5 protein-coding genes are annotated in these 12,803 nt (G+C 42.2%); all 5 read right to left on the minus strand.

Translation table 11 applies throughout. From position 1 onward, the window contains the following. Positions 1–6,066, minus strand: a 6,066-nt coding sequence (locus J8L98_RS19455; RefSeq protein ID WP_210997799.1) for a non-ribosomal peptide synthetase, incomplete at its 3' end; no start/stop codon positions are given. Positions 6,067–6,069: 3 nt separating this feature from the next. Continuing rightward, complete coding sequence (locus tag J8L98_RS19460) at positions 6,070–10,602, minus strand: non-ribosomal peptide synthetase (protein ID WP_210997800.1); 4,533 nt, start codon at positions 10,600–10,602, stop codon at positions 6,070–6,072. Positions 10,603–10,625: 23 nt separating this feature from the next. Next, positions 10,626–11,378: an alpha/beta fold hydrolase gene (locus J8L98_RS19465; protein ID WP_210997801.1), complete on the minus strand. Its 753-nt coding sequence runs from the start codon at positions 11,376–11,378 to the stop codon at positions 10,626–10,628. Further along, a complete protein-coding gene (locus J8L98_RS19470; protein ID WP_210997802.1) occupies positions 11,375–12,082 on the minus strand; it encodes a hypothetical protein in 708 nt (235 codons plus the stop codon). The genes J8L98_RS19465 and J8L98_RS19470 overlap by 4 nt, the downstream gene beginning before the upstream one ends. Beyond that, positions 12,079–12,798, minus strand: coding sequence for an SDR family oxidoreductase (locus J8L98_RS19475; protein ID WP_210997803.1), 720 nt, complete (start codon positions 12,796–12,798; stop codon positions 12,079–12,081). The genes J8L98_RS19470 and J8L98_RS19475 overlap by 4 nt, the downstream gene beginning before the upstream one ends. Positions 12,799–12,803: the final 5 nt, after the last annotated feature.

Raw genomic sequence — 12,803 nt, forward strand, 5'->3', positions numbered from 1 at the left:
GGCATCGAACGCTCGCTCAGTGTTATTCCAGCTTTGTAGTAATGATTGCTGTTTGAGTGTTTGCGTAGCAAGCTGAGAGTGAGGCTGTTCAGGGTTTGCACATAGCTTTGATAAGATCAGACTTAATTCATTCAGTAAGTCATTGGCCCTAACTGTGGTTAACCAGTTGGGATTGAAGTGCATTTTGAACGACAGTGAATCGCCTTCTTGTTGTGCAACAACGGATAAGGGGTAATCCCCTTTTTCGATTGACTCTCTAAAGTGCCAAGCGCCAGTTGTCTCAGGTGCCGGGTAGTTTTCAAATACGAATAGAGAATGAAATAAGCGTTCTCCATTATTTTGTAAGCGAGATAAAGATACGTCGCTGTGGCTATTAAGTGACGCAACACGCTTTTGTATTTGTTTGAGTATGTCTCTACAGCTGGCATCGGCAGGCCAATCAATTGCCAAAGGTAAGGTGTTGATGAACAACCCCACAGCTTGCTCTATCCCTTGTACTGGAATTTCTCGACCTGAGACGGTTGTACCAACAATCGTTTGCTCATCTGCACTATAAATTGCAATGAGTTTGTGCCATGCAAATTGTAAGGCCGCGTTTAATGTTACCCCTTGTTGTTGACACACACTTTGTAATTGCTGCAGCGGTTCACCTTGCAGTTGCAGTTCAACGCACTCAACCTGTTCCAGAGTCCGATTAATATTAAAATCGATGGTATTATCGAGTAATGCGTTAATGGCATTGGCATTGCCAAATCGTTGTTTTTCTTGCTGCCAGAATGACTGTGATCTATCCGCATGCTTTAGGTAATATGCCTGTGCATTCAAATAGGTTAATTGCTCTGTTACGTTAGGGATATTGCCATCTAGCAGTTGTCGGTAATGTTGCGACACCGCTTGTAACAACATCGGCCCACTCCAACCATCGTTGATACTGTGATGTTCTGTTTTGATTAATGTGAAATGATTGGCTTGTTGCTTAATGAGCTTAAAGCGTATCAATCCAGGCTGCTGTAAATTGAACCCAATTTGGCGATCCTGCTGTTGTAGCTGGGTTATTTCTCGTTCGATACTGTTACGGTCTAAATGGCTTAAATCAATGACTTCAAAGTTATTGTGGTCAATACTTGGCTGTTTAGTGACAATTTGCAGTAACGTCTCTTGCCAATCGAAAGCAGTTCTTAAAATAGGGAATTGCTGTGAGGTGTAATGCCAAGCTTTAATAAACAATTCGACATTCAGTGTTTGTTTTATGTCCATAACCAACTGAACACGGTAAGCATCATCGTTAGGGTAGTTGACACTATGATAAATAAAGCCTTGTTGCAGACTATTCGCAGGGTAAATTGTTTGAATATCGTATTTAGCTTGTAGGCTTTGCAAGTGCTGCCAAGAGAGATCTTTTACCCCATAATCAGCCGGTGTATTCAAGGTACAGATCTGTGCTTGTTTACATGCAGTATCAATAACTTGATGTAACGCAGACTTAAAATGTTCTAAAAACGCTAAGGTGTGATTCTGATCGAGCTTTGATACGACCGAGAAATCCAATTGACCATTCCTTACGGCGCCATTGATGTTTAATAGCAATGGGCTATTAGCCTGCGCATTTTCTTGTGTCATGACGTAACCGACGTTTTGATCACTTAAATGCCACTCACCTTCTGTGCTGTTATTGTTTAATTGACCAAGATAGTTAAAGCATACCTGTGGTGTGATTGCTTGCATCTGTTGTGTGAGGCAAAAGCTACCAAAACCAATGCCTTTATCAGGTATTTGGCGTAAGTTTTCTTTGGTATGCACAATCGTATCAATGGTGTTTTCAGCAACATCTAACCGCACCGGGTATGTGGTTGTAAACCAGCCAACAGTTCTACTGACATCAAGTTGAGGGTCGATAAGCTCTCGTCCATGCCCTTCAAGTTGAATGTGGTTTGTACTTTCGCCAAATGTGGCTTTGAGTGCAATTGCCAATGATGACAATAACAAATCGTTTATTTCAGTATTTAAGCCAGTATTTGCTTCACGTAGTAACTTATCGGTATCACTTTGCGCTAATTGGATGGTGTATTGTTGCGCGTCGGACGAACTTTCGAGAGGCGAGAAGTCACTTTGTACTTGCTGCCAATATTTTAGTTGCGCTTGATTGTGAGTCGCATAATCTTGGACTGCGTTTACCCACTGACGATAACTTGTGCCCTTATCAGCTAAGGTTTCATTTTTAAGTAATGTTTGTAAGTCTTCACTAATTACACGCCATGAGACAACGTCGATGATGCTGTGATGAAAGGCTAAGAATAAGCGGTTATGCTTGCTGGATTCATGGGTGATCAATGCGGCACACCAAAGAGGTCCTTGGTGTAAATCAAACTGGCTTTGTAATTCGGTTAATGTGGCATGGATACCCTCATCGCCAGTGCTGAGATCGCTGGCATTGATATGTATGAGTGTGGGTGCCATGTGATCTGCTTGATAGCGTTGCACAGTGTTGTTTGAGTTTGTCTCGAAAGTACACCGCAGCATGTCGTGCTGCTGGTTGAGTTGCGCGAGTGCTTGCTGGATGTGTTGATGCGTATACGTCGTGGACACATTGAGCGTGAATGCTTGGTTCCAGTGGTTTGGGTTAGGGGGCAAATTGTCAAAAAACCAATTTTGAATCGGGAGTAATTCAAACTCACCTTCAAGTAGCCCTTGCTCTGTCATGATAGTAACTTCATGGCTTTGCTGGGTTTGTAATAAATAAGCTTGCTCAGCAATGGTGGGCGCTTCGATGATGTCTTTTACTTGAAGCACATGCCCAGCTTGGCGTAGTGCACTGACTAATTGAATTGAAACTATTGAATCTCCGCCGATGCGGAAAAAGTCATCTCGAACGCCGACTTTTTCGATCCCCAGTACTTGTTGCCATATCTGACAAAGCTGTTGTTCAAGTTCACTTGTTGCCTCGACGTAATTATCGCTCGCGGTAATACTCGGCTGTGGCAAAGATTTGAAATCAATTTTACCGTTGTTATTCATGGGTAAGTGTTCTACTTCCATGAAATAGGTCGGTATCATATAGTCAGGCAGCGCTAATGCGAGTTTTTCACGTAATTGGACTTCGCAAAAAGCTTCTTTTTCATTGCGAATAAAGTAAGCCAGTAGTTGCTTGTTACCCGCTTGTTCGAAAACAGTAACAACCCCTTGCTTTATTTCAGTTTGATCTGTGAGAACCGTTTCAATCTCAGGTAACTCAATGCGGAAACCGCGCAACTTAATTTGATGGTCGTTGCGGCCAATATACTCAAGTTCGCCTCTAAAGGTCCAACGAACGAGATCACCAGTTTTGTATAGCTTGTCATACCCATTTTCGATATCCGATGCACTTGCAAAAGGGTTATCTATGAAGCGCTCAGCAGTGAGCTCAGGCTTATTGAGATAGCCCTTGGCTAAGCCAGCTCCACTGATATAGAGTTCACCAGCAACGCCTGTTGGAACTGGCGTGAGGTTATCATCTAATAGATATACTTTTCGTTGGTTGATTGGCTGACCAATGGGTACTGAACCGGTAAAATCAGCGCAATTGTAGAACGTTGCAAAGGTGGTACTTTCGGTTGGCCCATACGCGTTAATTAATCGGGTTGGGCGGTTATCGCGGGCAATAATGTCTTTTACTATGTGTGGGGTTAAGGTTTCGCCGCCAGAAATTACACATTTCAACCCATCATAGATGTTATTTTTTTGTACATATAATGAATCGAATAATGTTCGGGTCAACCACAGTATGGAGATGGCATTTTTCTGTAAAAGTGTGGCAATTTGATCCGGTTCAGCACCACAGTGGGCAGGTGCTACAACAAGCTTTGCCCCTTGTACGAGAGGCGCCCATACTTCAAATGTGGCAGCGTCAAAATTTGGGTTCGACATATGCAAGTATACGTCATCACGAGTCGCATTAATCACGTCAGTCGATTCAACAAGTGAGACAATTGCTCTATGCGGTACGACCACGCCTTTTGGTTCTCCAGTGGTGCCAGAGGTATAAATAATATACGCGTCATCAACGCTGCTTGTTGTGGCAATTTGGCATCTTGATTGCTCAAACAACTGCACTTTGTCAATGGGAACGGTATTACAGCTAAAGGCTTTATTAAGGCGTTCAAAACGCAGTTGTAAATCAGATTGGGTCAATACCAATGTGCACTGTGTATCATCCAATATATAGCTGATCCGCTGATCTGGATACTCTGGGTTGAGTGGCGCATAGGCATAACCTGCTTTTAATATAGCAAGCATACTGACAACCATGTCAATAGAGCGTGTTGCAAAAATACCAATAAACCGACTCGGGTTGTCACTGCGTGCTTGTTCAGCTTGTATGTGTGAAGCGAGCGTGTCAGCACGTTGGTCGAGCTGTGCATAGGTTAACGTATTAGAGTCATCTTGCAGTGCAATATCGTCGGGATAGCGCTGCGCATTTTGCCACACCATATGGTGAACCGTTGTTTTTAAATTTACTGATGGCGTGTTGTTATGGTCAATTAATAGGCGTTGTGACTCAGCTTCATCTAGAAATACAATGTCGTTATGTGATTGATTTAAATCTTGTGTTGTCGCAACCAGTACTTTTTCCATTTGTTGTAAAATACGGTTAGCTTTAACTTGAGTAAGCCAGCTTTGGCAAAAGCTCAGTTTTAGTAGTAACACATCTTGCTGCTCTACCACGCTGATTGTAAGTGGGTAGTCCACTTTTTCGATCATTTTATTAAATGACCAAGCTAAAACATCAGTGCCTGTTGGGGTAGGGTAATTCTCAAAGACAAATAAGCTGTGGAATAGCCGAGAACCAGGGTCTTGTAATTCAGACAAGGCTACCCCACTATGGCTGTTCATTTGAGCAATAGCGTGCTTTAGCTCAGTCAGTAAGTCGCCAATAGACTTTGACTGAGACCAGTTCAGTGCTAGCGGTAATGTATTGATATACAATCCAACGCTTGAGTGGATCTCATCAATCGGTAACTCGCGCCCAGACACGGTTGTGCCCACAATTGTTTGTGTATCTTGACAATATAATTGAATAATTTTATGCCAAGCAAATTGCATAAGCACATTGAGAGTGAGACCTTGCTGTTGCGCAAGTTTTTTGAGTGCACTGTGTAAATCCGAAGGCAGTTTGAGCTCGCAGCTTCCAGCATTGGTCAAAGCCACTGACTTAGATAAATCGATATGGGTACTTAACATGCGATTCAAGTCATTTGCATGTTCAAATTGCTGTTTCTGAGTTTTCCAATATGTGTTATCTGTCAGTGTTTGCTGTGCATAATGGCGCTGAGTTGCTTCATATGCTGTTTCCTCAATGACAACTGCAGGTTTTTGTTGAGACAGTAATTGGTAATTCTTGTGCACAGTTTGCAGTAGTACAGGAAAACTCCAACCATCACTAATACTATGGTGCTCTGTTTTTAATAATGTAAAGTGTTGCGCGCCGCGCTTTATTATCTTAAAACGCATTAAGCCAGATTGACTGAGATCAAAAGGGGTATGCCTATCTGATTTTATAATGTCTTCAAGCTGTTGTTGTTGCTGTTGAACCGTTTGATTGGACCAATCAAGGAATGAGAAATGACCGTCAGTGAAGCCTGCTCCCCCTTTAATTACTTGTAATATGTCATTTTCCCAGTCAAATGACACGCGCAATGCAGGATAACGCATAGAGGCAAGGATCCATGCTTCTTTATATAAATCTAAATCGAGAGATTGGTTGTAATCTATGATTAATTGGACTCGATAAGCATCATCATCAGGTTGTACTAAGTGATGATATATAAACCCTTTTTGCATGCTATTAGCAGGGTAAATTCCTTTTATTTCGCTATCAGAAGCAAGTTCGTTGTCTAAAGCTTGTTCAAAATCTGATTCATTAAAGATACGTTTATCATTTAAAAACTGTAGTAACGTACTTTTGTTTTCTGTTAACCATTCAATCCACTGCGGGCTCACGCCAGCATCTGAGTGTGCTATTTGTACTTTGTCGCCATTGGCCCAAACTGCGACATTATCCTTTGCTAGTAATTGGCATAAGTTCAACATAATTTAGATCTCTAACTGCTGGTTTTTGGTTGTTTTAGGAGTTTTTGCTTTAGGTGCTGCTGATATCACTTTATTCTTTAATTGGGTAAGGTGGTCGACACTCAAACCTTTGACATCAAAGTCACTGGGAGTGGTCACCGTGCCTTTTTGCGCTGTCTCTAAGGCGACTTGAACGACACGTTTGATTGCTTCTTGAAGCGCCTTTTTAAAATTAAACGCGGTCTCAGGCGGTAATTGAGCGTCAATTTTGATCCGCAGTTTCTTATCTTGAATAAGGGCATTAATGTCTAGCAATAAATGATTGGTATTGCGGTGATCCACCGTACTTGTTTGCAGTGATCCATCAATTTGCCACTCAGATTGCGTTGCGTTTGATAGCTGACCAAGATAATTAAAGCTCAAAGGGGGAAGCTGCCATTGAGGGTTATGAGCATGATGGGCCCCAAAGCCCACACCTTTGTTAGGCACTTTTCTTAATGCCTCTTTAACTTGAATAATGGTCTGGTTGATAGTCGTGGCAGTATTGAGCTTTAAAGGATACAAGCTTGTAAACCATCCAACGGTGTTATTGATATCTAAGTCATCACACCATAACTCTCGGCCGTGGCTTTCTAGCGTAATAATTGGGCTAGATTGTTGTAATGACGTGCCAAGACTTATAGCCAGAGCACTGAGTAACAATTCTTCGATATTGGTGTTGAATCCTTTGTTCGCTGATGTCAAAAGTTGGTCAGTGAATTGGTTATCAAATTCAAGCCATTGAGTTTGCTTTTCATGGGCTTTGTCTGGTAATTGTGGGGCATGGCTTAACGTATCCAACCAAAACTGCTGTTCATCAGCATGTAATTGAGCATAGTTAGACATCGCATTTACCCATTGACGATAGCTGCTTCTTTTCTCAATGAGTGGTTGTTCTTGTAACAGACTTTGTAAGTCTTGCGCAATGATGCGCCATGAGACAGCGTCAATAAGTAAATGATGTACAGCAAAGAAAACACGGTTGAAGGTCTGTGAGTCATCAGTTAATAATATGGCTTGCCACAAGGGACCGTCGGTTAAGTTAAAGTTGGCTTGGTAGTCATTTAATTGTGCAATGAGCGTATCTTCACTGAGTGCAGTCGTATCAATGCTAAGCAGTTCGGCCATACCAGTTTCTAGCACATATTGCTGTTGGTGATTTTCAGTATCAAAGCGACAGCGCAGCATATCATGCTGCGTACTTAGCTGTTCAAGGGCATGTGATAGTGCATCATAACTCACTGACTTAGGGACGAGTACACTAAAGCATTGGTTCCAGTAATTTGGATTCTCTAACGCTAAATTAAAGAACCACGACTGGATCGGAAGGAGTGAAAAGGATCCTGTTAGCGCACCTGTTTCTGTTACTATATGTCGTTGGTTTTCTTTTAAATCGATTATTCTCAGTGCTAATGTTTGTGCGCAAGTACATTCAAAAATATCTTTCACTTGTAACTCAATTGACTGCTTTCTGAGTTGCGCGACAAGTTGAATGGTGAGAATTGAATCACCACCGATATTGAAAAAGTCGTCTTTGACGCCGACTTTCTCTCGACCCAATAACGATGCGAACGCATTACATAAGATTTGCTCAAGCTCTGATGTAGGCTCACAGTATTGACTATCACTTTCGAAGGTTGGCAAAGGCAGTGCTTTACGGTCAATTTTACCGTTACTGGTTAAGGGAATTTCATCTAACTCTGTAATGGTTTTTGGGCACATATAATCAGGTAAGTTTGCGACTAAATATGTGCGCAGCTCTGAGGTTGATATCTCTTTATTTGCGGATTTCTTAACATACGCGGCTAAGTACTTAGAGGCTTGCTCTTGTCTATCAATAACGACAGCCTGGTCAACACTTGCATGTTGGCTTAAAATACTTTCTATTTCTCCCAATTCTATTCGATACCCGCGTATCTTTACTTGGCCATCATTTCGGCCGATGTATTCAAGTTCACCCTGTGGCAGTTGCCTAACAACATCACCTGTTTTATAGAGACGGTTGTAGCCAATACTTTGTTCATCAGCAGTTGCAAATGGATTTGAGATAAAGCGCTCAGTTGAGAGGTCATCGCGATTTAAATACCCACGTGCTAACCCAGCTCCCCCAACATAGAGTTCACCTAGAGCACCGACCTCGGTTTGCTGCATGTGTGAGTTGAGTACATAAGCAGTCATATCACTAATAGGACGGCCAATAAAGGATGCTTTGGTGTTGCTGTGTACTGTGAGCTCTTTGTAAGTTACGTGCACGGTCGTTTCTGTAATACCATACATGTTGATGAGCAAAGGGTGATTGTCGCCATAGTGTTGCCACCAAGGCAGGAGCATTTCAGAGTTGAGTTTGTCACCGCCAAAAATAACGAACCGTAATGCACTAAAGTCTAACGATTGCTCAATAGCTTGATTGCTAAATTCATAAAAAGCACTCGGTGTTTGGTTTAATACCGATATTTTTTGTTGTGAGCATGTTTTAGCAAATGCGGCAAAATCTCTGATCTGTGACTTTTTAGGAATGAATAAGGCCCCCCCATGGAGCAGTGCGCCCCACATCTCCCAGACGCTAAAGTCGAATGTATAAGCGTGGTAAAGTACCCACCGATCTGAATGAGTAAATTGAAAGTTCTGTGCTGTAGAGGTGAACAACCTAAGGACGTTATGATGTGTTTGCATGACGCCTTTTGGTTTTCCTGTGGTTCCCGAGGTGTATATGATGTAGGCAATATCTTGGCTTTGTGGCCCAGATTCAGCGAAACACTGACTACATTCCATAGCTGCATCAACTTCAATTAATTGCGTTGTTATATTAAGCAGTTCAATTTTTTGCTGAACTTCTTGGTGCAACTCACTATCGATGATGAGTAGGGCAGGTGCAGTATCTTGTAGAATGAAATCAGTACGAGTACTGGCATGATCCGGAGACAATGGGATGTATACAGCGCCCACTTTAACAATCGCTAAAATGGCAACTAGCATATCAACGCTCGGCTCCATATAAAGCGCAATGTGTGCCTGAGCGGGCGTCTGCCCGAGATGCTCAAAGCGGGCATTAATAAGGTTGGCTACTTGGTTTGAGCGCTGTTCAAGCTCTTGGTAGCTAAGTTGTGTATGCTCAGTGAAAATTGCGATATTGTCAGGATGAGTATTCACTTGTTGCTGGAATGTGTGGCTAAGAGAAGTCATCTCGGTGTAGTTTTCGGCGGCATTATTACCATGACTCAGTAACGCATTCTTCTCTGCTTGAGTCAGAATTGGTAAGCTTGCGATACAGCCTTGTTGTTGGCTTTGCAGCGCTTGTAAAAACCGAAATTGCACATCCCCAAATCGCGACAAGGTTTCAGGTGTAAACATTGCTTTATTAGCGACAATTTTTCGACCTAAGCCACCAGAAGTTTCAAAGTGTGTGAATTCAATATCAAATTGCGCAATACTTGGTTCGACCGGAATACCTTTGACGATAACGTGTTGTTGACCAAGCTGAGTTTGATAACCTTTACGACCAATCATAAGTGGCGTAATGTCTGCGCGTATACCTTTTGTTTTGAGTTTGGCAAGATAATTACAGGTTACATTTATGTATTTTGCCGCGTTACTGTTGGGCTCGTGACTCAGTAATAACTGTGTGAGCCCACTAGATACTTTCAGTACAAGTTCAGGCAAACTGAGTGTATCTATATCAGAAATAGAAAGTGGCTCGACATCAGAGTAATGACCTAGTAGCAAGCGTGTTTTTCTGGTACGTCTTGCCATAGGAATACCAATGGTTAAATCGGTTTGACCTGTCATGTGATATAAGGTGGCAAATGTACTTGCGAGCACGACACTAAACGCGGTTACACCATAGTGCTTCGCTGATTCTTTTACCCAGTCGAGCCCTTCGCAGCTTTCCACTCGCGTTGATACCCCATCGAAGTGATGTTCAGTTGGTATTGTATCGGGTGTAAAAAATTCAACCGGAAATAGGTCTAAATCAACATCAGAGGTCTTATCTTGGTATGAATATTTGTATTGAACGTCCAATAAATCGTGCGCACAGTTGTCTAATACCGATTCTAGGCATGCTAATAAGTCACTGACGAGTACTTGCAAAGACCATTGATCGCAATTGATATGGTGGCCTTTGATCACAAGTATATGCTGGCTATCGTCATTCAATAAATAAAATTGAAAGGTTTCTTTTTCAATGTCAATTGTCTGTTCAATTAACTGCTTGGCGATATGAGTAGGAGGTTGCTCACGTAAGTCTTTGGGCACATCTAAGAACGAGAATAAACCATTTTTAATTGCAAGTTGTGGATGATCATCCCCTTGCGAAATTGAGCTATGAATGACAGGGTGGCGATCAATCAGTAACTTTAACGCTTGGTTAAACTGTTCACGCTCAATTTGGCCACAAAAAGACAGCGCACACGCGACATTGTAGACAGGGTTTAAAGCATCAAGTTGCTGCGCTTGCCACACATGTAGCTGCCGATGGCTTAGTGTTTGTAGTTCAACTTGTGATATATGCTGAGTCATTTATCAATCCTTTCTTAAAATGGTTAGCAAAGCGGCATTGGCCACTTATCGTTGTAATTATTATTTGGTGGAGTTGAGTTTATTTGTTGATTTTCAAACGAATGAAGTAGGTCAATTACGGTATGTCTTTGATTCTCAATATACATATGGTCACCGTTGAACTGGTGAAAACAATGTTTAACGCAAAATTGAGGCCATGAAGCAATGCTCCTATGTGGAACGACAGTGTCTTTATTGGCATGTAAGATATGCACGGGCATTGTTAATAACGCATCTTTTGTCGCAGTAGGCGGGAATTCTGCTAACTTAAAGTCGCTTCTGAATACGTCTGTAATGAGTTTTGCGACATCATCAGTTAACTTCCTATTAGGCAGTAAACCATGCTCAATTAAAGCGTGATAAAGTTCTGTGTCACAGAGCTGACTATAGTGCGTATGCGGCTTTTGTTGTGGGGCGCGACATGCAGAAAGAAACAAAGCTGACGGCAGTACTTTCTGCTTTTTAATTTGATCGCAGGTCAAGTAATACGCGATCATGGCACCAAGGCTGTGACCAAAGAACACTGACTTATTATTTTCATTTAGAACGACTTCGTGATTGAGATACTCCAATAGAGCAGGCCACTGATCCAATGGTACAGTACCTGCTTTTATTCCGCGTCCCGGTAAGTCCACTGCGTGAAGTGTCCAGTTATTAGGCAGCAATGTTTGCCATTGCCGATATAACACAGACGAACCACCAGCATGATGAAAACAATATAAGTCAACCTTGTTCACAGCTTCATCTCCAAGCAAGGTGTGAAGGCGATACATTGACCATTTAGCAGGGAATTAGTCGTTACAAAATCAGTGATATAGCGTGTTATTTCTTGGTAACTGCTGACTAATGGGCGTGCACCTAGCACCCCGCCTTTTAATTCACGTTTGCGCTTTTTGGCCTGCTTAGTATCTGCGGCCATCATAGGTAGAACGAAACTGTTTGCAGTAAACCCCGTGCCCTGATACTCGCGCGCTAACGTCATCATGAAGGCGTTTTGAGCATGATTGCAGACACTTGATGTTGCACTGTGTTGGTAATTCAAAGTGTCTGACTGCATGAGGAATACTAAGTTTCCACCGTAGACACGAAAGCCGTCAGCCAAGGCTTTCATAGCTTGAAAGCCTTGATTTAAATGCCGAGTAATAGCAAAACCAGCTGCTGTATCTGTTGTGACTGCGCGCTCATCAATATTATTTACGGCATGAATAACATGCAAAGGAGATTGCTCTGCACGTTGGTCAATAAAGTCACTTAATGCATTACTTAACTCAACTTGAACGGTGTCGTTAAATTTAAATTGTGGTAACTGGGTGAACTGGGCAGATAAATTATCTGCTGGGTTGATCAGTACCACGAGGTGTTGCTGCGCAATAAGTGTTTCAATTGCGTGCGCATCAAATTCATTGTTCGCATGAAAATACAAATATGTGTGAGAGGTCATACTGCAAGGCCTCCATCTAAACGCACAACGGCACCAGTTTGATAGTTTGAAGCAGAAGATGCTAGGTATAGTGTGGCATCGGATATTTCCTGTACACTTCCTACTCTGCCAAGTGCAGTATGCGATAGCACGGGTTCAATAATAGATTGAGGTATATGGTCAATCATATCGGTGTTAATAAAAGTGGGCGAGAGGGCATTACAGTAAATGCCATCTTTACCATATTGGCGGGCAACAGTCCGTGTTAACCCGATAATAGCGCCTTTGGAGCACGCATAATTGGCTTGACCTTCTCTGCCACTCACGCCACTTTGAGATACCATATTAATAATTTTGCCTTTTTGAGCTTTTTGCATATGCGGCAAAACTGCTTGTGTTAAATGCAATGTGCCCAAAAAATTAGTAGAGAGGACGTGGTCAAATTGTGCAAACGACATTGTTTGAAATAGGGCATCTTGTGCTACCCCTGCGTTATTGATTAAGACATCGATTTTTTGATGACGGGCAATAATTTCGGTAATAGCAGAGGTAATAAAAGCTTGATCTGTTACTGAACCTGAAAGTTGCGTGAAACGGTCACTTTCCAGGCCATCAATCGGGTCTGTAGAGCGACATATTCCGTAAACTTGAGCGCCTTCTTGTAAAAAAGAATGCGCAAGACCTTTACCTATACCGCGTGATACACCGGTTATTAAAACAATTTGCTGACTAAACACGTCTG

This window comes from Pseudoalteromonas sp. MMG013 (assembly GCF_018100885.1).
GTDB lineage: Bacteria > Pseudomonadota > Gammaproteobacteria > Enterobacterales > Alteromonadaceae > Pseudoalteromonas > Pseudoalteromonas aurantia.

What these genes read in the sequence shown, in the direction of transcription:
- J8L98_RS19460 (WP_210997800.1), bottom strand. Translation starts at nt 10,602, where the DNA reads ATGACTCAGCATATATCACAAGTTGAACTACAAACACTAAGCCATCGG.
- J8L98_RS19470 (WP_210997802.1), bottom strand. Translation starts at nt 12,082, where the DNA reads ATGACCTCTCACACATATTTGTATTTTCATGCGAACAATGAATTTGAT.